The organism is Chromobacterium sp. HL1 (assembly GCF_057418835.1).
Map to the genome: position 1 here is coordinate 4,846,471 of NZ_CP162399.1, position 22,535 is coordinate 4,869,005.

Sequence of the window (22,535 nt, forward strand, 5' to 3'; positions counted from 1 at the left end):
AGGCCTGCCGCGGACAAAGGGGAAACGCGTTTTTTTGCTGGGGTATTAGGGAAACTGAATCCATTATGATTTCTGGCTGCCCATTCAATAAAAACCATTACTGCCAACAAATAACCCATCATTAAAAACAAGCCAAGCATCAATCATTTTTAATGTATTTATTTTTTTATATAAACGCAATGGAATGCAAATAGAAATACTAGTCTTTAAGCCAGTTGCCGGCACCTACCATTAAATAAATCATCATTATTTTTAAATAATCAGGGGTGCAATCATGGGAACTTGGCATCAAGTTGCACTGGATGGGAGTGTGAGCCAAAAAGGCGGAGTATTGAAAGCCACCAGCAAAATCGCCTGCGACAATATAAAAGTGGGTCAGACCGGCGATATTGTCGAATATCCGGACGGCAGCACCGCCATCGTCAGCGCTGGCTGCGGCCACGCTTTCTACAACAGGGAAACCGGTAAGTCGCTGGCGCTGATAGGCAGCCCGCTCAGCAACGGCGACAAGATCCGTTCGGGCCCGCCCAATGGCTTGCGCTTCCTTGATGAATACGAAGGGAAACCCATCCCCGGCTTCTTGGATCCTGACTGGAGCCCGGACCTTGTCAAAGAGATATAACTGCTGCCTTGGGGCAAGCACCACCGCCGGCGGCGTCATCGTAGCCGCCAGCGGGCAAGGACGCATCGAGGGCAGGGAACTGGCCGTTGAAGGCGACCCCATTCATTGTCCGGCCTGCAACCGCCTAGGCCGCATCCTCTGCGTGCCGCCGCGGACATCGGAAATCTGGCATGGCAAACAAGCCGCGCTGGAGGGCGATCTGTGCATCTGCCAGTGCGAACCGCCCCCCAAACTGATCGCCAATCAAAAGCTGAAAAGCAATTCGACCGATGAAGGCGAACCTCCGCCTCCGCCGCCTGGACATGCGGCAACACAGGACTATGTCTCGCCCTACCGCTTCGAAATCCAGTACCAACTGGTCAGCGAGACAACAGGCAAACCGCATGTGGGCATGCCTTACCGCATAGACCTGCAAGACAAGACCTTCAGAACCGGACTGACGGATTCGCTGGGCATGACCCAACTCATCGTCAGCACCCAGTGCATGAACTCAACCTTGACGGCCCCCTACCATGACGACAATACACAGACCTTTGATGGCGAGATCGGAAGCGACGCCTGTTGTAGTGACGATCCCTGAACCCGAACTCAGCGGCATGGCCTGGGTGGAGCGCTATCCAGGCAGCAACAGCCTCTCGGAGCTGGAACCAGCCTTCCAAGCCAATGTTCGGGCTTTTATTGATGCGATGAAGACTGCAGGAGCAAGAATCAGAGTTGCATCAACCTACCGGCCAGAGAAAAGAGCATATCTTATGCATTGGAGCTATAAGATAGCCAAGAAAAAAGTCAAACCAAACAAAGCTGATTTTAGAGCTGATGTGCCTATCATATGGGACCATGGTGATGAGGATAGATCCATTAATGCTGCCATAGCTATGGCCAATTACTTTCAAACTCTTCACTTAGGAAAACCACCAGCGTTGCGGTCTCGTCATACAGCTAGGCTAGCGATCGATATGAATATTACATGGGCTGGCAATTTAATAATTTCAAATAAAAATGGAGAGCAATTAACAATTGAAAGTATCCCTCGCATGGGAATGAACAAAGAATTACATACAATAGGAGCCAGTTATGGGGTAATCAAATTTAAAGGTGGCGCATGGGATAAACCTCATTGGTCCTCTGATGGAAGATAAAATGAAAAATATATTTATATTATTAATAATTATAACTAACAATACTTACGCCGAAAATATAACAAAAAAAGATGTTAAACTTTTTCTTGAAAACGCCGAAATTTGCCAACACTTATTAGGTGAGGTTAGCGGAGAAGGTGATGCAGAACAAGCTCTTGTTATCAGAAATGCCAATCAAGTATGCGAACAAGCCAAAAAACAGAGAAAGCACTTATTATTAAAATATAAGCACGATGAAAGTGTAATCAAAGCCATTAAAGAATTTGACGAAACTTTTGCCGATGAACAATAAAATCTAATCCTCACTTACTAGGAGAGATAACAGGCATGGGTGACGCGAGACAACGCGAAGTCACCAAGGGGGTGAATAAGTATTGTGGGCGTGCTAAACGACAACAAAAACGCCTGCTGATAAAATACAAAGCAAACCCTGAAGTCGTAGCTGAATTGAAGAAATGGAATGAAGTATTCGGTATTGTGGAATGAACCGAGTGGTCGATGCCCACCGCTAGACATGCGGGCTTGGACGCTGTGGATAAGAACAGCCCGCAGCTAAGCGGCGTCAGCTTCTAAAGCAGCATGCTGCAAACCAAGCAAGCCGGGCACAAATAGCAAGCCCGGCGCCATGGCCGGGCAGAAACCGCATTGGCGAGAGCTCAGTGGATAGAGCCGCCCGTCTTGCCATCCGCGTCCAGGAGTTCAACCGCGTTGAGCACCGCCTCTTCTATCAGCGAAAAAAAGCCGGCCCAATATTCGCCTTCCAGCCCTTCCGCGGTGAAATCGGCGTGCTCCGCCATGCGCGCCAACAGCGAATCTTCCGCATGGCAGGGGTGCTCCGCCACGTAGGCCATGTAATGGCCGGCAAACGCGCGGCCCATCCGGTAAGCCTCTTGATTGCTTGCCGTGGCTGGCACCAACTGGCAGTACAAACGCAAACGCGCCGGCAGACACACGGCGAAAGAGGGCTCCTGCAAGGACTCCGTCTGGGCGACGGAATGCTCATCATGACGAAATGGACGTTTTACGGACATAAAGCCTCCCATTGGTCGTAGAACCTGTTCAATGCCTGCGCTGCGCGAAGCTTTTCGCGGCGAACGCCGCTTCAGAACGCCCACTACCGTATTCTTCAGCCGCGGCGCCTTGCCTCGCTCAAATTGATCAGGCTCCCACTGCATGCCTGGCTTCAGGCTAGGAAAGCAAAGAGTAGCAGCTTTGGCGCGCCAAGGCCCGCGCATGCCGTCCCGGCCCCGCCGAGGGCGGGCGGCGAGCGATCAAGCCGGCCGCTCGCCTGCGCTGTGGATGAATCCGGGTTTCAGGCTTGCCTGTGGATACATCCGCTAAAGTCCGCATCGCGCCGCCCGCCAAAGAACCGGCAAAGAAAAAGCCCGGCGCAAGGCCGGGCTGTTCTGGCTTGAAACCGCCTTGAATCAGGCGGTCAGCCGCTGCTCGCGCGCGGCGGCCTGGCCCAATAACCAGGCATCGATCACCTGGGCGGCGTGCGCCGGCAGGTGCAGCTTGAGCTTGGAACGGCGCCACAGAATGTCCTCGCTGCGCGTCGCCCATTCCTCGTTCACCAGATAACGCAACTCGGCTTCGTACAAGCCGGGCAGGAGTTCCGCGCCCAATTGCTCCAGGCCGGCGGCCTCGCCTATCAATCTAGCTACGCGGGTGCCGTAGGCGCGCGCCCAGCGTCGCGCCAACGCTTCCGGCAGCCACGGATATTGCTGGCGCAGGCTTTGCAGGAAGCGCTCGAAATCCGCGCCCGGCATATCGCCGCCCGGCAGCGGCGCGTCGGCGGTCCAGGTGGTCTTGTTGTTGCCCAGCAACGGCGCCAGCTTGTCCACCGCCTCTTCCGCCAGTTTGCGGAAGGTGGTGATCTTGCCGCCGAACACCGACAGCAGCGGCGCGCCGTCCAGATCCATTTCCAGCGAGTAATCGCGGGTGACGCTGGCGGCATTGCTGGCTTCGTCGTCCAGCAGCGGACGCACGCCGGAGTAAGTGGACAGCACGTCGGCCGGGCTGATCTGGGTCTGGAAGTAGCGGTTGCTCATCTGACACAGATACGCCACTTCCTGATCGTCTATCGCCACCTTGGCCGGATCGCCGCGGTATTCCACGTCGGTGGTGCCGATCAGGGTGAAATCCTGCTCGTAGGGAATCGCGAAAATGATGCGCTTGTCCGGGTTCTGGAAGATGTAGGCGTAAGGGTGGTCGAACAGCTTCTTGACCACGATGTGGCTGCCCTTGACCAGACGGATGGACTTGCCGGACGGCAAGGCCAGCGTGTCCTTGATCAGGCTTTCCACCCACGGGCCGGCGGCGTTGACCAGCGCGCGGGCGCGCGCCTGGCTGCGGCTGCCGTCTTCGGCCTGCAGTTCGCACAGCCAGTGTTCGCCGTCGCGGCGGGCGCCGACGCAGGCGGTGCGGGTCTGCACGCGCGCGCCGCGCTCGGCGGCGTCCTTGGCGTTGAGCACCACCAGGCGCGCGTCCTGCACCCAGCCGTCGGAGTAGACGAAGCCGCGCTTGAACGCCGGCTTGATCGGCTGGCCGGCCGGGTGGCTGGCGAAACTGACGGTTTCGGAGCCGGGCAGCACTTCGCGGCGCGCCAGGTGATCGTAGAGGAACAGGCCGCAGCGTATCATCCATTCCGGACGCTGGTTCTTGTCGTGCGGCATCACGAAGCGCAGCGGCCAGATGATGTGCGGCGCGGCCTTGAGCAGCACTTCGCGCTCTTGCAGCGCTTTGCGCACCAGGCCGAATTCATAGTATTCGAGATAGCGCAGGCCGCCGTGAATCAGCTTGGTGCTGGCGGAGGAGGTGTGCGCGGCCAGATCGTCCTTTTCGCACAGCATCACCGACAAGCCGCGTCCGGCCGCGTCGCGCGCGATGCCGGCGCCGTTGATGCCGCCGCCGATCACCATCAGGTCGTAAATCTCCACTGCCATCTTCCCTACCTCTTTCTTTCCAGGGGCCTGCTTAGAGGCTGTTCAAAGTCTGCTGCGCGTCGTGGAGCGTCACACGGCGAGTACAGCTTGTACCACGTGTGCATTCCGCTTTCTCAGCCGCAAGGCCTTGTCTCGCTCTTGCTCGCGAGACTTTGAACAGCTTCTTAGCGCCGTTATTCCCTCGCCGGCGCGCGTCAACGCCCCAGCAATGCCATCCTACCCAGAATAATTATAAACGAACAAAAATACAACATTTTGCTTTCGTTTATACGTTGTTAGCACGCGGTTTTGTCTTTTTAACCGGCTAAACGCGGAAATACGCAAAAAAACAGGCGGCAACCTGAGTCGCCGCCTCGTAAAGCGCCCGGCAGCGCCGGGCCCTGCGGGATCTACACCCGGTTCAAGGCGGCGTCCTGATCGCGCCCATGCCAGGTGGTCAAAGCCAGCAGCACGATGGCGGCGACGCAAGAGCCCACCATCAGCATGAAGCCGCCGTCCCAGCCGAAGTGATCGACGGTGTAGCCGACCACCGCGTTGGCGGCCACCGAGCCGCCCAGATAGCCGAACAGGCCGGTGAAGCCGGCGGCGGTGCCGGCGGCTTTCTTCGGCGCCAACTCCAGCGCGTGCAGGCCCACCAGCATCACCGGGCCGTAAATCAGGAAGCCGATGGCGATCAGCGCCAGCATGTCCACGGTGGGATTGCCAGCCGGGTTCAGCCAGTACACCACGGTGGCCACGGTCACCAGGGCCATGAACAGCATGCCGGTGGCGCCGCGGTTGCCCTTGAACAGCTTGTCGGACATCCAGCCGCACAGCAGGGTGCCGGGAATGCCGGCCCATTCGTACAGGAAGTAGGCCCACGACGATTTGTCCACCGAGAAGTGCTTGACCTCTTTCAGATAGGTGGGCGCCCAGTCCAGCACGCCGTAGCGCAGCAGGTAGATGAACACGTTGGCGAAGGCGATGTACCACAACAATTTGTTGGGCAGGATGTATTTCTTGAAGATGTCGCGCGCGCTCAGCTCTTGCTCGTGGCTGGCGTCGTAGTCTTCCGGGTAGTCGTTCTTATAGGCTTCCACCGGCGGCAGGCCGCAAGACTGCGGGGTGTCGCGCATGGTCAGATAGGCGAAGATGGCCACGCCGATGGCGGCGGCGGCCGGCACGTAGAAGGCAGCGCGCCAGTCGTTGAACCAGCCCATGCCCAGGATGAACAGCGGGCCGATCAGGCCGCCGCCCACGTTATGCGCGCAGTTCCAGATCGACACGATGCCGCCGCGCTCCTTCTGCGACCACCAGTGCACCATGGTGCGGCCGCTGGCCGGCCAACCCATGCCCTGGAACCAGCCGTTGAGGAAGAGCAGCACGAACATGATGCCCACGCTGGACGTGGCCCAGGGGGCGAAGCCCATCAGCAGGAAGATCGCGGCGGACAAAATCAGGCCAACGCTGAGGAAGACGCGGGGGTTGGAGCGGTCGGACACCGCGCCCATCAGGAATTTGGAAATGCCGTAGGCGATGGCGACGCCGGACATGGCGAAGCCCAGGTCGCCGCGCGAATAGCCTTGCTCCACCAGGTAGGGCATGGCCAGGGAGAAATTCTTGCGCACCAGGTAATAACCGGCGTAGCCGATGAAGATGCCAAGGAAGATCTGCCAGCGCAGTCTCCGGTACAAGCTGTCTTGCTCAGAGGAGGGCAATAGCGGCTGATGCGCCGCCGGACGGAACATGCTGATCATGGGAACACCTCATTTTTTAGTGTGGCAACTACGGTCCGATCTGCGCCGGCTCCGGATTACAAGCGCGGCGGCTAAAACGCCGCCGCGCGAAAACTGCGGCCGGTTCCAAGGAACCGGCCAGGCATCACAGGGTATAGGCCAAGGCCGCCAGCGCGCCGCCGATCAGGGAGCCGACCACCGGCACCCAGGCATAGCCCCAGTCGCTGTCGCGCTTGCCGGGAATCGGCAGGATGGCATGCATGATGCGCGGCGCCAGATCGCGGGCCGGGCTCATCGCATAGCCGGTGGTGCCGCCCAGCGACACCCCGATGCCCAACACCAGCAGCGCCACCGGCAGCGCGTCGATGGCGCCCAGCGACATCTTGGGCGCCACCATGCTGAGGATGGCGAACACCAGCACAAAGGTGGCGACGATTTCGGACACCAGATTGCCCGGCAGGCTGCGGATGGCCGGGCCGGTGCAGAAGGTGGCCAGCTTGGTGTCGGCGCAATCGGTGCTGTCAAAATGCTTGCGGTAGATCAGCCACATCAGGCCGGCGCCGCTCATGCCGCCCAGCATCTGCGCCAGCACGTAGCCGGGCACCTTGGCCCAGGCAAACTTGCCGGCCACCGCCAGCGCCACGGACACCGCCGGGTTCAGGTGGGCGCCGCTGATCGCCGCCACGCTGAACACGCCGACGAAGACCGCCATCGCCCAGCCAAAGGCGATGACGATGAGGCCGCTATTGTGGCCCTTGGTGTTTTTCAACAGCACATTGGCCACCACGCCGTTGCCCAGCAACACCAGCAAGGCGGTGCCGATGAATTCGCCCATTAAAGGATTCATGATTGTTTCTTCCGAATAAGGAGTGCGTCCGCCGCGCCCGGGCGGCGGAACCTATCAGTCGTCGCGTCCGAGACAGGCCGCGTTCATCAAGCCTGTTCGTCGTCGGCCCAGACCTTGGCGGCGTTCACCGCGCGCCGCCAGCCCTTGACCTTGCCGGCCACGTGCGCGGCTTCCAGCCGCGGCTTGAAGCGATGGTCCAGCTGCCACTGGCCCTGGACGTCGTCGACGTTCTTCCAGTAGCCGACGGCGAGGCCGGCCAGATAGGCGGCGCCCAGCGCGGTGGTTTCGGTGATCTTGGGGCGCACCACGTCCACGCTCAGGATGTCGGACTGGAACTGCATCAGCAGTTCGTTGACGGTGGCGCCGCCGTCCACGCGCAATTCGGCGATGTCGAAGCCGGCGTCGGCCTCCATCGCCTTGAGCACGTCCATGGTCTGATAGGCGATGCTGTCCAGCGCCGCGCGGGCGATGTGGGCGGCCTTGGTGCCCAGGGTGGCGCCGACGATGGTGCCACGCGCGTTCGGATTCCAATGCGGCGCGCCCAGGCCGGCGAAGGCCGGCACCAGGTAGACGCCGTCGCTGTCGGCCACTTCCTGGGCCAGCGGGCCCACGTCGGCGGAATGGCGGATGATGCCCAGGCCGTCGCGCAGCCACTTGACCACCGCGCCGCCGATGAAGATGGAGCCTTCCAGCGCGTACTGCACCTTGCCGTCCACCTTCCAGGCGATGGTGGTCAGCAGATTATTCTTGGATTCGATCGGCGCGTCGCCGGTGTTCAGCATCATGAAGCAGCCGGTGCCGTAGGTGTTCTTCACCATGCCGGGACGGGTGCATTGCTGGCCGAACAGCGCCGCCTGCTGGTCGCCGGCCACGCCGGCGATGGGGATGGCCACGCCAAGATGGGCGGCGTGAGTGTGGCCGTAGACTTCGCTGGAGCTTTTCACCTCCGGCAGCATGCTGGCCGGAATGCCCATGATGTCCAGCAGCTCGGCGTCCCATTCCAGGGTATGGATGTTGTACAACATGGTGCGCGAGGCGTTGGACACATCGGTGACGTGCACCTTGCCGTGGGTGAAATTCCAGATCAGCCAGCTGTCCACGGTGCCGAAGGCCAGCTTGCCGTCGCGGGCGCGTTCGCGCGCGCCCGGCACATTGTCCAGAATCCACTTGATCTTGCTGCCGGAGAAATAGGCGTCCACCAGCAGGCCGGTCTTGGAGCGGATCAACTCGCCCAGGCCGCGCCCCTTCAGCTCATCGCAGAATTCCGCGGTGCGGCGGTCCTGCCATACGATGGCGTTGTACACCGGGTGGCCGGTTTCGCGGTCCCATACAATCGTGGTTTCACGCTGATTGGTGATGCCGATGGCGGCGATGCTGCGGCCGTCGATGCCGGCCTTGGCCACGGCCTCGGCCGCCACGCCCACCTGGCCGCCCCAGATTTCCTGCGGATCGTGCTCCACCCAGCCCGGCTGCGGGTAGATCTGACGGAATTCCTTTTGCGCCAGCGACACGATGTCGCCGCTGCGATTAAACAAAATGGCGCGAGAACTGGTGGTGCCTTGATCCAAGGCCAACACGAATTGATCCTGCATAGGGTTTCTCCTGTTCAGCCGGTGGGCGGCCTGGTGTCTGTTCGTTCGTTGCATGCGGCGGCGGATGCCGGTTGCGGACCGTGCTCCATCGCTCAAGTTATTGATAATGTTTCTTTTTGTACTTATGACGTTCGTTTTATTTTCGAGCCATTCTAGGCCCCGGCCAAAGCTTGTCAATCGTTCTTCGTAAAAAAATCTTAATATCGCGACTTTCCGCGCCGCTCCAATTCATGCTGCAAAGCAATAACAGCAAGGGTTTGCTCCCTGTAGCGCTCCACTACAAAGGGTGCCGTTTCAGCAAGTTATCGAGTAAAAGCCCTATGTTGCAGCGCATTGGCCGCCATGATTCTCCACTGACTCTGTGTTGCAACAAAGTTTTTGTCTTTATCTGGAGATAAAATAACCCTGCTCTGGTCCCAAGATCCCCCTAGGGCCAGCTTTTCGGCGGCTTCTCTCGCTTGCCGCTGAAAAGGGTAAAACGCGCAAAAAACGAACATTCACCCTGATCCAGTGGCGGGATTCGCACACAGGCCGCGCGTTTTCCGGCCTTAAACGCCGCCGGCCTTACGTAGTCAAGCCGCTACAGTCCGACTGTGGCAGCATGACAGACAGTTCCATCAAACGCGGCGCAGCCTAGATGGAAAGACGCACGGATGTGATTGGCAAAACAACACCGCCCACGCCAGGCCGCGCAACGCCTCGCGGCCGGACCGGGCATAAAGGACTGTCATGCTTCGCAATACCAAAATCCTAGCCACGCTGGGCCCGGCTTCCAGCACGCCCGAAATCATCCTGGAACTGGCGCGCTCCGGCGTGAACGTGTTCCGCCTCAATATGAGCCACGGCAGCCATGACGATCATCGCGCGCGCCTGGCGTCCATCCGCGCCGCCGAAGCCGCGCTCGGCCGCCCGCTGGGCGTGCTGGTGGACCTGCAAGGCCCCAAGCTGCGCATCGGCCAGTTCGCCGTGCCGACGATGGTGAACACCGGCGACGCCTTCGACTTCGTGCTGGACGAGGTGGACGGCGACGCGCAACGCGCCAGCCTGCCGCATCCGGAAGCCTTCGCCGCGCTCAAGCCCGGCCATCGCATCCTGGTCAACGACGGCAAGCTGGCGTTTCACGTGGAACAAGTGGAAGCGCGCCGCATCGCCACCCGGGTGGAGGTGGGCGGGGAGTTGTCCAGCCGCAAAGGCTTCAATCTGCCGCAAACCATCCTGCCCCTGTCCGCCATCACCGACAAAGACCGGCTGGACGCCGAATTCGCGCTGAAGGAAGGCGCGGACTGGCTGGCGCTGTCCTTCGTGCAAACTGCCAACGACGTGCGCGAGCTGCGCGAACTGGTGGGACAGAAGCTGGGCATCATGGTCAAGATCGAAAAACCGTCGGCGGTGGACGAGCTGGACGCCATCACCGAACTGGCCGACGCGGTGATGGTGGCGCGCGGCGATCTGGGCGTGGAGCTGCCGCCGGAGGACGTGCCGGTGGTGCAACGCCGCATCGTCCATCAGTGCCGTCATCTGGGCCGCCCTGTCATCGTCGCCACCCAGATGCTGGAATCGATGATCACCGCGCCCACGCCCACCCGCGCCGAGGCCAACGACGTGGCCACCGCGGTTTACGAAGGCGCCGACGCGGTGATGCTGTCGGCGGAAACCGCCGCCGGCCAATTCCCGCTGGAAGCGGTGCGCATCATGGACCGGGTGATCCGCCGCGTGGAAAGCGCGCCGGACTACCGCCGGGTGATGGCGCTGGATTACAGCGCCGCCGACGCGCCGGACCGCGCCGACGCCATCGCCGCCTGTGTGCGCAAAGTGGGTTCGCTGCTGCCGGTCACCGTGTCCGCCGCCTTCACCACCAGCGGCTCCACCTGCCTGCGGCTCGCGCGCGAGCGCCCGCACACCCCCATACTCGGCATCTCGCCGCGGCTGAACACCGCGCGCCGGCTGACCCTGGTCTGGGGCGTGGTGGCCTATAACGGCCCGGACGCGGAAAACCTGGAAGACATGGTGGTGAAAACCACCTTCGCCGCCACCAAGCTGGGCCTGGCGGAACAAGGCAAGCCCATGGTGATCATCGCCGGGGTGCCCTTCGGCACGCCGGGCACCACCAATTTGCTGCGCATCGTCTACCCTTGAACGCCGGCTGAGCGTCACAGCAAACGGAACCTTAGGGTTCCGTTTTCGTTTGCCCGTCGTCGGCCGCGGCAGCGGCTATGCTTAGCTGATCAGCACGTTCCGGATTCCTCTCGATGATCGCTAGCATCCGCCGCCTCGGCCTGACCCTGCTGCTGCTCGGCGCCTGCCTGACCGCGCCCTGCCGCGGGCAAGACGCGGACATCCTGACCGTGGCGGTGGACGCCAACGCGCCGCCCTTCATGTACGAGGAGAACGAACGGGTCGGCGGCCTCTACCCGCGCCTGGTCAGCGCCGTCTGCGATAAAGCCGGCATTCCCCATGCGTTTCGGGCCCTGACGTGGCGCCGCGCGATCTTCGAACTGGACCGCAGCGCCATGGCGGCGGCCGGCATCTACAAAACCGTCAACCGCGAACAGCGTTACGACTTCAGCCTGCCGCTGTATCAGGAACGCATCGTGGTGGTCTACCTCCGCCAACGCCCCATCGATTTTCGCAGCCTGGCGGATCTGGACAATAAGCGCGTCGGCGTGATGGCGGGCTGGAGCTACGGCGACGAATTCGACCGCGCCCGCGCCGACAAGCGTTTCAGCGCCTACGACGGCGACTCCGACCGCCAGAACCTGCAACTCCTGCAGCGCGGCAATCTGGACGCGGTGCTGGCGATACAGGAAGCGATGGACGCCAGAATGCAAAACGGCGCCTACGCCAATCTCGCGGTGGCGCCGGCCATCCTGGCCAGCAAAGCCACTTATCTGGCCATCAACAAAACCTCGCCGCAGCTGCCGCTGTTGCAGCGCTTCAACCAGGCGCTGGAGAAAATGCGCCAGGACGGCAGTTATCAACAATTGGTGAAGCAGTTCTTCTCCGGTCGCCCCCCCTCCAAACCCTAGGCCGGACTTAGCGTCCCCCTGAGCAAAACGGTTTTTGCTATAGTCACCCACTTGTCCTACCGATGACCATGCCATGTCCATTTTGCACCTGTCGCCGCAGCAAGCCCGCCATCTGCAACTGGCCGCCCAGGGCCTGCTGAGCCCGCCGCGCCGCAAAGCCGGCAAGGCCGACGTGCTGGCCGCCATCCGCCGCATGGCCTTATTGCAGATCGACACCATACACGTGGTGGCGCGCAGCCCCTATCTGGTGCTGCACAGCCGGCTGGGATCCTACGATCCGGCCTGGCTGGACCAATTGCTGGCCGAAGGCCGGCTGTTCGAATACTGGGCGCACGAAGCCTGTTTCGTTCCCGCCGAGGACTACGGCCTGCTGCGCCACCGCATGCTCAAACCCGAGGCGATGGGCTGGAAATTCTCGCTGCGCTGGCTGGAGCAGCACCGCGCCGACATCGATGCGCTGATAGACGGCATCCGCGTCAACGGCCCGGCGCGTTCGGCGGACTTCGAACGCAAGGACGGCAAGGGCAACGGCTGGTGGGACTGGAAGCCGGAGAAACGACATCTGGAAGTGTTGTTCACGCTGGGCCGGCTGATGGTCAGGGAAAGACGCAATTTCCAGCGCGTCTACGATCTGGCGGAACGGGTGAAGCCCGGCTGGGACGACGCGCGCGACCTGCCCACCGAAGAACAGGCGCAATGGCGGATGCTGCGCAACAGCTGCCGCGCGCTGGGCGTGGTCAAGGCCGGCTGGGTGGCCGATTACTACCGGCTCAAGCGCGGCCGCTACGACGCCATGCTGCACCAGATGGCCGATGCCGGCGAACTGATTCCGGCCCGCATCGACGGCTGGCAGCACGACGTCTTCGTCGACGCGGATCTGGCGGAACGCCTGCCCCAAGCCGTCTCCGGCGAGCTCAAGGCCACCGCCACCGCCATCCTGTCGCCGTTCGACCCGCTGGTCTGGGACCGCAAGCGCGCATCGGAGCTGTTCGACTTCGACTACCGCATCGAATGCTATACCCCGGCGCCCAAACGCCAGTACGGCTATTTCGTGCTGCCCATACTCAACCGCGGCAAGCTGGTGGGCCGGCTGGACGCCAAGGCCCATCGCGCCCAAGGCGTGTTCGAGGTCAAGGCGCTCTACCTGGAGCCCGGCGTTCGCCACAGCGCGCGGCTGAGCGCCGATCTCAAGACCGCGCTGCAAAAGCTGGCCGACTGGCACGGCGCGCCGCGGCTGCACGTGGAGCGCGCGCCGGGGACGCTGGCGGCCGCTCTGAACGCCTGAACGGAGGCGCTCCTAAAGAGGCGTCAATTGCTTGCGGTACTGGATATAGCCCAGGTTCTCCGCCAATTGATCGTAAAGCCGCCGCGCGGTGGCGTTGGTCTCATGGGTCAGCCAATACACCCGCGAACACTCGCGCTCGCGCGCCCACCGGTACACCCATTCGATCAGTTGCCGCCCGGCGCCCAGGCCGCGGCAATCCTCGGCCACGAACAAATCCTGCAAATAGCAGTAATCGCCCAAGGTCCAGCTGCTGGGGTGCAATACGATGTGCACCAGCCCCACCGCCCGCTCGCCGTCCCAGGCCAGCCAGCCGCGCATCGCGTGATCCGGCAGCAGATAGCGCCGCCAGGTCCCCATGACCGTGGCCTCGTCCATCGTCACTTGGTAAAAACGCTGATAGCCGCGCCATAGCGGCAACCAGGCCTCGTAGTCTTCGGCCCGCAACGGGCGGATGGAAAGCGTATCGCTCATGCCGATCTCCAGTGGCGGCGCAAACGCGCCCAATCCGCGCATTGTGGCCCAAGCAAGACGGAGTCATAAGAACCACTTGGCCTTGCAGCCAGGAGCCACCCCGGAACTTCGGCCTTCGCCGGCGCTCAATACAGCATTTTCCCCAACGAGGACGTTTACATGCGCGCCACGCTTTTGATCGCCGCCGCTTCCGCCCTGGCTCTGGCCGCTTGCAGCGAGAAGCAAACCAACCAATTGCAAGAATCCGCCTCCAGCGCCATCGGCACGGTACACAACACGCTGCAGGACAGCAGCGCGCCGCTGGGCCAGCTCAAGGAACAGGCCAGCGCCGCCATCGGCGTCGCCAAACAGGCAGGCGCCGCGGCCGCCGCGCTGAGCCCGGAACTGAAAGAGCAGGTGAACAAGCTGAAAGAACAGGCTTCCGCCGTGAAGGGCGCGCTGCAGGCCCAGGAGAAAAAGGCCGAGCAGCCGCAATCCGAGCAAAAATAAGCCCGGCCGCGTTGGCGGCATTTTTATGCCGCCGCGCGTTTTCTTTAGCGGATCTTTAGCCCCTGCTGACTAGGATGAGGTCGCACCCCTAGCCAAAGGAGAAATCCGCCATGCTGACCCTGCCCGACCTCTGCGGCCCGCAAGACATCCTGCTCAATCAAACCCTGGCCGACAAGGCCGCGCTGCTGGAACACGCCGCCTCCCAGCTGGCCCAGCGCCACGCCCTGCACCGCCCGACGCTGGCCGCCGCGCTGCATGAGCGCGAACAGGCCGGCAGCACCGCGCTCGGCCACGGCCTCGCGCTGCCGCACGCCCGCATCGAGGGCCTGACGGAAGCCCGCGCGCTGCTGCTGCGGCTGCAAACCCCCATCGCCTTCGACGCCCCGGACCAACAAGCGGTGCATACCGCGCTGGTGCTGCTCCTGCCGCGGCAAAGCCGCGAGGCCCATCTGCATATTTTGGCCAGCTGCGCGCGCATGTTCGCGGAACGGCCGTTCCGTCAGGCGCTGGAACGCTGCCACAGCGCGCAGGCGCTCTATCACCTGCTATGCGACTGGGCCGATCCGGAAGAGCTGAACGACCCGCACTTCCTGCTGGACAGCAACCGTTACTTCATGGACAGCGAAGCCAGCCTGCGGCCGGATTACACGGTGAAGCGCAAGATGGTGGCCCGCTTCTGATCACAGCTTGCCGATGGACACGCCGCCGTCGACGAACAAGGTGGTCCCGGTGACGAAGCTGGACGCGTCCGACGCCAGGAACAAGGCCGCGCGCGCGATCTCCTCCGGCGCGGCCATGCGCTTGAGCGCGTGCAGGCCGGCCACCGCCTCGCGCTGCTCCGGCGTCGCCGCCGCGGCGCGGCCCATCTCGGTGTCGGTGCCGCCCGGCAACAAGGCGTTGACGCGCAGGCCCCGGGCGCCGTATTCCGCCGCCAGCGTGCGCGCCAGCCCCACCAGCCCCGCCTTGCTGGCCGCGTAAGCGGCCATGCCGGGAAAGCCGATGGCGTGGCCGACAAAGGACGAGGTGAAGATCATCGATCCGCCGCCGCTGCGCAACAAGGCCGGCAGTTGGTGCTTGGCGCACAGAAAGGCGCTGCTCAGATTGCTGTCCAGCGTCTCGCGCCAGCCGTCCAGCGACACCTGGTCCAGGCTGCCCAGCGCGCCCAGGCTGCCGGCGTTGTTGAAGGCGACGTCCAGGCCGCCGAATCTATCCAGCGCCAGCTCCACCGCCTCCCGCGCGCAATCCTCCGAGGTCAGATCGCCGGCCAGAGCCGCCGCCTGACCGCCGCCGGCCACGATTTCCGACACCAGCCGATCCAGCTTGGCCGCGCGCCGCGCCACCAGCACCACGCGCGCGCCTTCGCTCGCGAACAGCCTGGCCGCCGCCATGCCGATGCCGGAACTGGCGCCGGTGACGATGGCGGTTTTATTGATCAATGCGCCCATTGAGTTTCCTCCTGAAAGTGAATGAGGCCCGCGCCGGTCTTCGGCGCGGCGACAGCTTCAGTTTCAGGCCGATCAACCCGTTTGGCATTCCGATTCTTGCTGACTTGATCCGCGGTTTCGACGCGAAAACCGTTTATCATGGCGCGATTCCATTTCCATCCGGATTTTCATCATGAAAGCATTCAAGGTTCAGTTAGTTGGCGCGCTGCTGGCGCTGAGCGCCGCCGTCCACGCCGCCCCCGTTCTGGACGCGGCGCCGCGCACCGCCGTGGTTTCGGCTTTCGGTCCGGAGGAAACCCTGCTGCTGAACCAGGCCGTCGATAAACGCGAATACCGCGTCAACGGCGTGCGTTTCACCACCGCGCAACTGGAAGGCCGGCCGGTGCTGCTGTTCATGAGCGGAGTCAGCATGAGCAATGCGGCGATGAACGCCCAGCTGGCGCTGGACCGCTTCAATGTGAGCCGCATCGTGTTCAGCGGCATCGCCGGCGGCGTGGACGACCGCTTGCGCATCGGCGACGTGGCGGTGCCGCGGCGCTGGGGCAATTACGCCGAAGCCATCTACGCGCGAGAAACCGCGCCCGGCCGCTACGCGCCGCCGCCGTACGCGGACCCGGCCGCGCGCGCCCACTACGGCATGATCCACCCGCGCGACGTCAAGCTGGCCACCGCCGACGGCGGCAGCGAAACCCGCTTTTGGTTCGAGGTGGACCCGGAACTGCTGCGGCTGGCCAAGAACTTGCCGGCGGACACCCTGCGCGGCTGCGACGCCGCCCAGCGCTGCCTGTCCGCGCCGCCGCGCATCGTCGCCGGCGGCAACGGCCTGTCCGGCCCCATCTTCATGGACAACGCCGGCTACCGCGATTACCTGGCCAAGACTTATCAGGCCCAGGTGGTGGATATGGAAACCGCGGCGGTGGCCCAGGTGGCGCACGCCAACCGCGTGCCCTTCATCGCCTTCCGCAGCCTGTCCGATCTGGCCGGCGGCAGCGAACACGCCAATGAAATGGACACCTTCATGCAGATCGCCGCCGACAATGCCGCCAATACGGTGCGGGGGCTGCTGCGCGCGTTGAAACCCTAGCCCAGCTGCAACAACACCGCCAGCTCATCCACCTCCTCGCTCCAGTCCGCGTCCTCGGCCAAGGCCTGGCGCAGAAAATCCGCCTGCGCCGGCGTCCAGAACGGCGCGTCGGCCAGCACCGCGTTCCGCGGCAAGGGATGGCTGGCGATGAAGGCGCGGATGGCGGCGGGCTCGTCCGCCAGGCCCAACTGGCGGAACAGCCCGGACAGGGAATGCTCGCTGGTGTCCATGACGCTTCTCCTATGAGGGGATGTCTGATGATAGACCCGAATCGCCGCCGCCGCCGCCGGCCCTTGCGCCATGAAAAACGGCGGCCGCGGCCGCCGTTTTCTCCTGACTCCGGGCTCACACCTTGTCGTAAAGCTTGGAGCCGCCCTTCAGAAACTCCACCGACTTGACCTCCATCCCCCGCGCCAGCGCGTCCTGATCGCTGATGCCCTGCTTGGCCGCGTATTCGCGCACGTCCTGGGTGATCTTCATGCTGCAGAAGTGCGGGCCGCACATACTGCAGAAATGCGCGACCTTGGCGCTGTCCTTGGGCAGGGTCTCGTCGTGGAAGGCGCGCGCCTTGTCCGGATCCAGGCCCAGGTTGAACTGGTCTTCCCAGCGGAATTCGAAACGCGCCTTGGACAGCGCGTTGTCGCGGATCTGCGCGCCGGGGTGGCCCTTGGCCAGGTCGGCCGCGTGCGCGGCCAGCTTGTAGGTGATGATGCCTTCCTTGACGTCGTTCTTGTCCGGCAGGCCCAGGTGTTCCTTCTGGGTGACGTAGCACAGCATCGCGGTGCCGTACCAGCCTATCTGCGCCGCGCCTATCGCCGAGGTGATGTGGTCGTAGCCGGGCGCGATGTCGGTGGTCAGCGGCCCCAGGGTGTAGAACGGCGCCTCGTGACACCACTCCAGCTCCTTGTCCATATTCTCCTTGATCAGCTGCATGGGCACGTGGCCGGGGCCCTCTATCATCACCTGCACATCTTGTTTCCAGGCGATGGCGGTCAGCTCGCCCAGCGTCTTCAATTCCGACAGCTGCGCCTCGTCGTTGGCGTCCCAGACGCTGCCCGGCCGCAGGCCGTCGCCCAGGCTGAAGGCCACGTCGTAGGCCTTCATGATTTCGCAGATGTCCTCGAAATGGGTGTAGAGGAAGTTTTCGCGGTGATGGGCCAGACACCATTTGGCCATGATGGAGCCGCCGCGCGACACGATGCCGGTCATGCGGCCGGCGGTCATCGGCACATAGCGCAGCAATACGCCGGCGTGGATGGTGAAGTAATCGACGCCCTGCTCGGCCTGTTCGATCAGCGTATCGCGGAAGATTTCCCAGTTCAGGTCCTCGGCCTTGCCGCCCACTTTTTCCAGCGCCTGATAAATGGGCACGGTGCCGATGGGCACCGGCGAATTGCGGATGATCCATTCGCGGGTTTCATGGATGTTCTTGCCGGTGGACAAGTCCATGATGGTGTCCGCGCCCCAGCGTATGCCCCAAGTCATCTTGTCGACTTCTTCGCTGATCGAAGACGTTACCGCGCTATTGCCGATATTGCCGTTGATTTTGACCAGGAAATTGCGGCCAATAATCATGGGCTCGGATTCGGGGTGATTGATGTTGGCCGGCAGGATGGCGCGGCCGGCGGCGATCTCGGCGCGCACGAATTCCGGCGTGATCTCCTCCGGCAGCGCCGCGCCGTAAGCCTGGCCGGGATGCTGGCGCGTCATCAGTTCCGCCAGCCGGCTGTTCTTGCCGCCGGCTGCGCGCAGCGCGTCCAGGTATTCGCGGCGACGCAGGTTCTCGCGGATGGCGACGAACTCCATTTCCGGCGTGACGACGCCGCGGCGCGCGTAATGCATCTGGCTGACATTGCGGCCCGGCAGCGCCCGCCGCGGCTGGCGCGTCAGGTTGAAACGCAGCTCGGCCAGCTTGGGGTCGGCCTCGCGGGCGCGGCCGTATTCGCTGGACAGGCCGGCCAGCTGCTCACAGTCGCCGCGCTCGGCGATCCAGCCGGCGCGCAGCGGCGGCAGGCCGCTCTGGATGTCGATGCGGGCGTCCGGGTCGGTATACGGGCCGCTGGTGTCGTAGACGGTGATGGGCGGGTTGGCTTCGCCGCCGAACTGGGTGGGCGTGTCGCTTTGGCTGATCTCGCGCATGGGCACGCGGATGTCCGGCCGGCTGCCGGCGACGTGGATCTTGCGGGAATTGGGCAAGGGCTGAATGGCGGCGGTGTCCACCACCATGGCTTGATTGGGTGTTGCGGGCGCGTTCATCGGGCGATTCTCCTGGTCGATGAATGGCGCAAGGAGCGGACCGCCGCTTGGGCGGGCTGCGGGCCGGTCCGACAAGACAATGCCGGGCCGAAGGCAGCTGACGCTTCCCTACGCCGGTATTATCCGGGTCAGGTTCCAAGGGTGTTTCTCACCCGCGCAACAATCTTTAACGATTATCCTATCCTTTCAAGGATATGGATCATCTTGCCGACCGTCGCGCAGGACCCCTAGCGATGCTGTGAAGGTACGGCAAATGTGGGATAATCGCAAGTTATCGTCATGACACGCCGCCGCTTTTTTCACTCGGCGGCAAGCCCCTCCGGAGTGAGCTGATGGATTTTGAGAATGCCCGTTTCAACATGGTCGAGCAGCAGATTCGTCCGTGGGACGTACTTGACACGAACGTGCTGGACCTGCTGTTTCACGTGAAACGCGAGCAGTTCGTCGCCGCCGACAAACGCAGCCTGGCCTTTGTCGACACCGAACTGCCGCTGCCCAACGGCAGCTTCATGCTGCAGCCCAAAATGGAAGCGCGCCTGGTTCAGGACGCCGCCATCCAAGCCAAGGACAAGATCCTGGAAATCGGCACCGGCAGCGGCTACCTGACCGCGCTGCTGGCCAAGCAGGGCCAACATGTCTACAGCGTGGAAATCGACCCCGCCCAGCGCGAAGCCGCGGCCGCCAACCTGAAACAGGCCGGCATCGCCAACGTGACCCTGGTGGAAGGCGACGGCGTGCTGGGCCTGCCGCAACAAGCGCCCTTCGACGTGATCGTGGTCGGCGGCTCGCTGCCGGTGGTGCCGCAGGAACTGAAAGACCAGCTGGCCGTGGGCGGCCGTCTGATCATGGTGGCGGGCGATCTGCCGGTGATGACCTGCAAGCTGATCAAGCGCGAAACCGAAGCCAGCTTCAGCGAAACCGGCCTGTTCGAAACCTGTATCGCCCGCCTGGCCAAGGCGGAAGCGGTAGAGCCGGAACGCTTCGCGTTTTGATGGTTCAGGAAATCCGCGCCCGCGATCTGGCGGCGGCGCTGGCCGACACCACCGCGGAGCCGCCGGTGCTGCTGGACGTGCGCGAAGCGTGGGAAGTGCAGCTGTGCATGATTCCCGGCTCGCGGCACATCCCGATGAATCTGATTCCGCTGCGCATGAGCGAGCTGCCGGACGCGCCCATCGTGGTGATCTGCCACCACGGCGTGCGCAGCGCGCACGTGGCGCATTTCCTGCTGGACGCCGGCTTCGAACAGGTGCTGAGCCTGGCCGGCGGCGTGGAAGCCTGGGCCGCGGAAGTGGACCCGCAAATGGCGCGCTACTGACTTAGCCGCCGCGCGCCGTCGTCGCCAGCCGTTCCCGTGGGAACGGCTTTTTCATGGAACGAAACCGGTCTGCCGGATTCCAATCCCCCACACGATAGCAAGAGCCGTAATTTTCCATGCAAGCATTGTCTTACCTGTCTCCCGCCCTGGCCCGCGTTCATCCCGACTGGGAGAAAGTGCTGTCAACGCCGGTCATTCAACAGCAATTGGCCGGCATAGACCGGGAACTGCAAACTCAGCAAGCGCAGGGCAAAATCCTCTTTCCCCCCGCGCCGCTGACTTTCAACGCGCTGACCTTCACCGCGCCGGCCGATGTGCGCGTGGTGATCCTGGGGCAAGACCCCTACCACGGCGACGGCGAGGCGATGGGCTTGTCGTTTTCCGTGCCGCCCGGCGTGCGGGTGCCGCCCAGCCTGCGCAATCTGTACAAGGAGCTGGCCGCGGATCTGGGCTGCGGCGTGCCCAATAGCGGCGACCTGACCCACTGGGCGCAACAAGGCGTGCTGCTGCTCAACAGCGTGTTCACCGTGGAGCGGGACAAGGCCGGCAGCCACGCCAAGCTGGGCTGGCAAATGGTCAGCGACGCGCTGATCGACGCCGTCAACGCGCAAAGCGCCGGCTGCGTGTTTCTGCTGTGGGGCAATTGGGCCAAGACCAAGGCCGAACGCATCGACGCCAGCCGCCACCTGGTGCTGGACGCCGCCCATCCCTCGCCGCTGTCCGCCAGCCGCGGCTTCCACGGCTGCCGCCATTTTTCACAGGTCAACGCCTGGCTGCTGTCGCGCGGCCGCGGCGCCGTCCAGTGGGGCGCGCCGGCGCCGCAGAACAGCCTGTTCTGAGCAGGATGGCGGGCAGGCCTCCCCTGCCCGCCCTTCTTGTCTCGCTCTTGCTCGCCAGACTTTGAACTGGCTCTTAGACTCTTTTCCAGCGCGCCGTCATGGCCTAAGCTAGGGCTCCCTCTCCTCAGCCCCAGTCCTCGCCGTGGAAATTCTCGTTCTGCTGTTCCTGATTCTGCTCAATGGCCTGTTCGCCATGGCGGAAATCGCCATCGTCTCTTCCCGCAAGGTCCGCCTGCTGCAACGCGCGGACGACGGCCAACGCGGCGCGCAAGCCGCGCTGAAACTGGCCAACGACCCCAGCCGCTTCCTGTCCACGGTGCAGATAGGCATCACCTCGATCAGCATCCTGTCCGGCGTTTACGGCGAGGCCGCGCTGTCAGAACAACTGCGCCGGGCGATGCAGGACTATCCCTTGCTGGAGCCCTACAGCAAGCCGCTGTCGGTGGCGCTGATGGTGTTCATCATCACCTTGCTGTCGCTGATCTTCGGCGAGCTGGTGCCCAAGCGGCTGGCGTTGCTCAACCCTGAGGCGGTGGCCACCGCGCTGGCGCGGCCTATGCTGCTGCTGTCGCGGCTCAGCGCGCCGCTGGTCCAGGCCCTGAGCCGCTGCACCGACGGCCTGTTGCGGCTCTTGGGCGCCAAGAAGAGCAGCGATCCGTCCATCACCGAGGAGGAAATCCGGGTGCTGATGGAACAAGGCGCGGACGAGGGGGTGTTCGACCGCGCCGAACAGGAGCTGGTGACCAATATCTTCCGGCTGGACAACCGCAAGGTGGCCGCGGCGATGACGCCGCGCAAGGACATCGTGGCGCTGGATCTGGACGACGCGCCCGAACTGAACCACCGCCTACTGCAAAACCACCATTTCAACCATTTCCCGGTCTGCCGCGGCAGCATCGAGCAGATCGTCGGCGTGCTGCACGCCAAACGCGTGCTGGACCGCATGCTGGCCGGCCAACAAGCCGACGTCGCCGCCGAACTGTCCCAGCCGCTCTACGTGCCCGCCAAGATCACCTTGATGCAGCTGCTGGAACAGTTCAAGCAGACCCGCCATCACATGGCGCTGGTGGTGGACGAGTACGGCGAGCTGGAAGGCCTGGTGACGATGAACGACGTGCTGGAAGCCATCGTCGGCGACATGCCCGCCATCAGCGCCGAAAACGACGATATCGCCCAGCGGGAGGACGGCAGCTGGCTGATAGACGGCATGCTGTCGCTGGACCGCTTCAAGGAGTTTTTCGACATAGACGAGGCGCTGCCGGGCGAAGCCGGCGGCAATATCCACACCCTGGGCGGCATGGTGATGTTCCAGCTGGGCCGGGTGCCCAGCGTCACCGACCGTTTCGACTGGAACGGCTTCGGCTTCGAAGTAGTGGACATGGACAAGACCCGGGTAGACAAGATTCTGCTCACCCGACTGCCGACGCCGCCGGCGGCGCTGCCGGCCGACGACGGCATTTAGAAC

At 63.1% G+C, this 22,535-nt stretch carries 24 protein-coding genes and 1 riboswitch; of the genes, 15 read left to right on the forward strand and 9 right to left on the reverse strand.

The features are described from left to right. The first annotated feature begins 274 nt into the window (after positions 1-274). From AB1Z25_RS22230 to AB1Z25_RS22250, 5 genes are read left to right on the forward strand one after another with little or no spacing between them, the layout of a single operon-like run. On the forward strand, positions 275-622 hold the full coding sequence (locus tag AB1Z25_RS22230) for a hypothetical protein (RefSeq protein WP_486636186.1): 348 nt from the start codon (positions 275-277) through the stop codon (positions 620-622). After that, positions 606-1,202 carry a PAAR domain-containing protein gene (locus tag AB1Z25_RS22235; protein WP_486636187.1) on the forward strand — a complete coding sequence of 199 codons (597 nt, stop codon included), beginning with the start codon at positions 606-608 and terminating at the stop codon, positions 1,200-1,202. Before AB1Z25_RS22230 ends, AB1Z25_RS22235 begins: the two co-directional genes overlap by 17 nt. Continuing rightward, positions 1,189-1,761 (forward strand): M15 family metallopeptidase domain-containing protein, encoded by a 573-nt coding sequence (locus AB1Z25_RS22240; RefSeq protein ID WP_486636188.1) that lies wholly within the window; start codon positions 1,189-1,191, stop codon positions 1,759-1,761. The genes AB1Z25_RS22235 and AB1Z25_RS22240 overlap by 14 nt, the downstream gene beginning before the upstream one ends. 1 nt (position 1,762) lies before the next feature. Continuing rightward, entirely contained in the window at positions 1,763-2,053 is a 291-nt protein-coding gene (locus tag AB1Z25_RS22245; RefSeq protein ID WP_486636189.1) for a hypothetical protein, read from the forward strand. Positions 2,054-2,088: 35 nt separating this feature from the next. Next, positions 2,089-2,247, forward strand: coding sequence for a hypothetical protein (locus AB1Z25_RS22250; RefSeq protein WP_486636190.1), 159 nt, complete (start codon positions 2,089-2,091; stop codon positions 2,245-2,247). Between the two features lie 170 nt (positions 2,248-2,417). On the opposite strand, the gene AB1Z25_RS22255 is transcribed toward AB1Z25_RS22250, so the two are convergent. The 5 genes from AB1Z25_RS22255 to glpK all read right to left on the reverse strand — a co-directional run bounded on the left by AB1Z25_RS22255 (position 2,418) and on the right by glpK (position 8,860). After that, positions 2,418-2,936 carry a hypothetical protein gene (locus AB1Z25_RS22255; protein WP_486636191.1) on the reverse strand — a complete coding sequence of 173 codons (519 nt, stop codon included), beginning with the start codon at positions 2,934-2,936 and terminating at the stop codon, positions 2,418-2,420. A gap of 252 nt (positions 2,937-3,188) precedes the next feature. Beyond that, positions 3,189-4,706 carry a glycerol-3-phosphate dehydrogenase gene (glpD, locus tag AB1Z25_RS22260; protein WP_235085554.1) on the reverse strand — a complete coding sequence of 506 codons (1,518 nt, stop codon included), beginning with the start codon at positions 4,704-4,706 and terminating at the stop codon, positions 3,189-3,191. 389 nt (positions 4,707-5,095) lie between these two features. Then, complete coding sequence (glpT, locus tag AB1Z25_RS22265) at positions 5,096-6,442, reverse strand: glycerol-3-phosphate transporter (protein ID WP_227105909.1); 1,347 nt, start codon at positions 6,440-6,442, stop codon at positions 5,096-5,098. Between the two features lie 124 nt (positions 6,443-6,566). Then, entirely contained in the window at positions 6,567-7,268 is a 702-nt protein-coding gene (locus tag AB1Z25_RS22270) for an MIP/aquaporin family protein (protein WP_107801339.1), read from the reverse strand. Between the two features lie 86 nt (positions 7,269-7,354). Then, on the reverse strand, positions 7,355-8,860 hold the full coding sequence (gene glpK / locus AB1Z25_RS22275; protein ID WP_107801340.1) for a glycerol kinase GlpK: 1,506 nt from the start codon (positions 8,858-8,860) through the stop codon (positions 7,355-7,357). Between the two features lie 729 nt (positions 8,861-9,589). Here glpK and pyk point away from each other — a divergent pair. From pyk to AB1Z25_RS22290, 3 genes are all read left to right on the forward strand, one after another. Beyond that, positions 9,590-10,996, forward strand: coding sequence for a pyruvate kinase (gene pyk, locus AB1Z25_RS22280; RefSeq protein ID WP_107801341.1), 1,407 nt, complete (start codon positions 9,590-9,592; stop codon positions 10,994-10,996). Between the two features lie 113 nt (positions 10,997-11,109). After that, positions 11,110-11,886: a substrate-binding periplasmic protein gene (locus tag AB1Z25_RS22285; RefSeq protein WP_107801342.1), complete on the forward strand. Its 777-nt coding sequence runs from the start codon at positions 11,110-11,112 to the stop codon at positions 11,884-11,886. A 73-nt stretch (positions 11,887-11,959) separates the two neighbouring features. Further along, the gene (locus tag AB1Z25_RS22290) at positions 11,960-13,171 is read left to right on the forward strand and encodes a winged helix-turn-helix domain-containing protein (RefSeq protein ID WP_227105911.1); all 1,212 of its coding nucleotides are present in this window, start codon (positions 11,960-11,962) and stop codon (positions 13,169-13,171) included. A gap of 12 nt (positions 13,172-13,183) precedes the next feature. Here the strand turns inward: AB1Z25_RS22290 and AB1Z25_RS22295 are convergent, their stop codons facing one another. Continuing rightward, positions 13,184-13,642 carry a GNAT family N-acetyltransferase gene (locus AB1Z25_RS22295; RefSeq protein WP_227105913.1) on the reverse strand — a complete coding sequence of 153 codons (459 nt, stop codon included), beginning with the start codon at positions 13,640-13,642 and terminating at the stop codon, positions 13,184-13,186. Positions 13,643-13,801: 159 nt separating this feature from the next. Between AB1Z25_RS22295 and AB1Z25_RS22300 the strand changes: the two genes are divergently transcribed. Both AB1Z25_RS22300 and AB1Z25_RS22305 read left to right on the forward strand, forming a co-directional pair. Continuing rightward, a complete protein-coding gene (locus AB1Z25_RS22300) occupies positions 13,802-14,131 on the forward strand; it encodes a hypothetical protein (RefSeq protein WP_227105915.1) in 330 nt (109 codons plus the stop codon). 110 nt (positions 14,132-14,241) lie between these two features. Next, a complete protein-coding gene (locus tag AB1Z25_RS22305; protein WP_107801347.1) occupies positions 14,242-14,811 on the forward strand; it encodes a PTS sugar transporter subunit IIA in 570 nt (189 codons plus the stop codon). On the opposite strand, the gene AB1Z25_RS22310 is transcribed toward AB1Z25_RS22305, so the two are convergent. Next, positions 14,812-15,576 (reverse strand): SDR family oxidoreductase, encoded by a 765-nt coding sequence (locus tag AB1Z25_RS22310; RefSeq protein ID WP_253314765.1) that lies wholly within the window; start codon positions 15,574-15,576, stop codon positions 14,812-14,814. A 172-nt stretch (positions 15,577-15,748) separates the two neighbouring features. Between AB1Z25_RS22310 and AB1Z25_RS22315 the strand changes: the two genes are divergently transcribed. After that, a complete protein-coding gene (locus AB1Z25_RS22315) occupies positions 15,749-16,660 on the forward strand; it encodes a 5'-methylthioadenosine/S-adenosylhomocysteine nucleosidase (protein WP_235085542.1) in 912 nt (303 codons plus the stop codon). Here AB1Z25_RS22315 and AB1Z25_RS22320 read toward each other — a convergent pair. After that, positions 16,657-16,890 carry a DUF2789 domain-containing protein gene (locus tag AB1Z25_RS22320; protein ID WP_107801350.1) on the reverse strand — a complete coding sequence of 78 codons (234 nt, stop codon included), beginning with the start codon at positions 16,888-16,890 and terminating at the stop codon, positions 16,657-16,659. The genes AB1Z25_RS22315 and AB1Z25_RS22320 overlap by 4 nt on opposite strands. A 115-nt stretch (positions 16,891-17,005) precedes the next feature. Beyond that, positions 17,006-18,886, reverse strand: coding sequence for a phosphomethylpyrimidine synthase ThiC (gene thiC / locus AB1Z25_RS22325; protein ID WP_486637356.1), 1,881 nt, complete (start codon positions 18,884-18,886; stop codon positions 17,006-17,008). A 118-nt stretch (positions 18,887-19,004) separates the two neighbouring features. Continuing rightward, positions 19,005-19,155, reverse strand: a riboswitch (TPP riboswitch). Positions 19,156-19,248: 93 nt separating this feature from the next. Between thiC and AB1Z25_RS22330 the strand changes: the two genes are divergently transcribed. The 4 genes from AB1Z25_RS22330 (at position 19,249) to AB1Z25_RS22345 (ending at position 22,532) form a co-directional block, all read left to right on the forward strand. Then, the gene (locus AB1Z25_RS22330) at positions 19,249-19,908 is read left to right on the forward strand and encodes a protein-L-isoaspartate O-methyltransferase family protein (RefSeq protein ID WP_107801352.1); all 660 of its coding nucleotides are present in this window, start codon (positions 19,249-19,251) and stop codon (positions 19,906-19,908) included. Next, positions 19,908-20,231 (forward strand): rhodanese-like domain-containing protein, encoded by a 324-nt coding sequence (locus AB1Z25_RS22335; RefSeq protein ID WP_486636192.1) that lies wholly within the window; start codon positions 19,908-19,910, stop codon positions 20,229-20,231. Before AB1Z25_RS22330 ends, AB1Z25_RS22335 begins: the two co-directional genes overlap by 1 nt. A gap of 116 nt (positions 20,232-20,347) precedes the next feature. Further along, positions 20,348-21,070, forward strand: coding sequence for a uracil-DNA glycosylase (locus AB1Z25_RS22340; protein ID WP_227105924.1), 723 nt, complete (start codon positions 20,348-20,350; stop codon positions 21,068-21,070). A 142-nt stretch (positions 21,071-21,212) separates the two neighbouring features. Continuing rightward, entirely contained in the window at positions 21,213-22,532 is a 1,320-nt protein-coding gene (locus AB1Z25_RS22345; protein WP_107801355.1) for a hemolysin family protein, read from the forward strand. The last annotated feature ends 3 nt before the right edge of the window (positions 22,533-22,535 follow it).

Bases quoted from the DNA above. Each gene is read 5' to 3' on its own strand.
- AB1Z25_RS22230 (WP_486636186.1), top strand. From the start codon at position 275: ATGGGAACTTGGCATCAAGTTGCACTGGATGGGAGTGTGAGCCAAAAA.
- AB1Z25_RS22245 (WP_486636189.1), top strand. From the start codon at position 1,763: ATGAAAAATATATTTATATTATTAATAATTATAACTAACAATACTTAC.
- AB1Z25_RS22250 (WP_486636190.1), top strand. From the start codon at position 2,089: ATGGGTGACGCGAGACAACGCGAAGTCACCAAGGGGGTGAATAAGTAT.
- AB1Z25_RS22255 (WP_486636191.1), bottom strand. From the start codon at position 2,936: ATGCAGTGGGAGCCTGATCAATTTGAGCGAGGCAAGGCGCCGCGGCTG.
- glpD (WP_235085554.1), bottom strand. From the start codon at position 4,706: ATGGCAGTGGAGATTTACGACCTGATGGTGATCGGCGGCGGCATCAAC.
- glpT (WP_227105909.1), bottom strand. From the start codon at position 6,442: ATGATCAGCATGTTCCGTCCGGCGGCGCATCAGCCGCTATTGCCCTCC.
- AB1Z25_RS22270 (WP_107801339.1), bottom strand. From the start codon at position 7,268: ATGAATCCTTTAATGGGCGAATTCATCGGCACCGCCTTGCTGGTGTTG.
- glpK (WP_107801340.1), bottom strand. From the start codon at position 8,860: ATGCAGGATCAATTCGTGTTGGCCTTGGATCAAGGCACCACCAGTTCT.
- pyk (WP_107801341.1), top strand. From the start codon at position 9,590: ATGCTTCGCAATACCAAAATCCTAGCCACGCTGGGCCCGGCTTCCAGC.
- AB1Z25_RS22285 (WP_107801342.1), top strand. From the start codon at position 11,110: ATGATCGCTAGCATCCGCCGCCTCGGCCTGACCCTGCTGCTGCTCGGC.
- AB1Z25_RS22290 (WP_227105911.1), top strand. From the start codon at position 11,960: ATGTCCATTTTGCACCTGTCGCCGCAGCAAGCCCGCCATCTGCAACTG.
- AB1Z25_RS22295 (WP_227105913.1), bottom strand. From the start codon at position 13,642: ATGAGCGATACGCTTTCCATCCGCCCGTTGCGGGCCGAAGACTACGAG.
- AB1Z25_RS22300 (WP_227105915.1), top strand. From the start codon at position 13,802: ATGCGCGCCACGCTTTTGATCGCCGCCGCTTCCGCCCTGGCTCTGGCC.
- AB1Z25_RS22305 (WP_107801347.1), top strand. From the start codon at position 14,242: ATGCTGACCCTGCCCGACCTCTGCGGCCCGCAAGACATCCTGCTCAAT.
- AB1Z25_RS22310 (WP_253314765.1), bottom strand. From the start codon at position 15,576: ATGGGCGCATTGATCAATAAAACCGCCATCGTCACCGGCGCCAGTTCC.
- AB1Z25_RS22315 (WP_235085542.1), top strand. From the start codon at position 15,749: ATGAAAGCATTCAAGGTTCAGTTAGTTGGCGCGCTGCTGGCGCTGAGC.
- AB1Z25_RS22320 (WP_107801350.1), bottom strand. From the start codon at position 16,890: ATGGACACCAGCGAGCATTCCCTGTCCGGGCTGTTCCGCCAGTTGGGC.
- thiC (WP_486637356.1), bottom strand. From the start codon at position 18,886: ATGGTGGTGGACACCGCCGCCATTCAGCCCTTGCCCAATTCCCGCAAG.
- AB1Z25_RS22330 (WP_107801352.1), top strand. From the start codon at position 19,249: ATGGATTTTGAGAATGCCCGTTTCAACATGGTCGAGCAGCAGATTCGT.
- AB1Z25_RS22335 (WP_486636192.1), top strand. From the start codon at position 19,908: ATGGTTCAGGAAATCCGCGCCCGCGATCTGGCGGCGGCGCTGGCCGAC.
- AB1Z25_RS22340 (WP_227105924.1), top strand. From the start codon at position 20,348: ATGCAAGCATTGTCTTACCTGTCTCCCGCCCTGGCCCGCGTTCATCCC.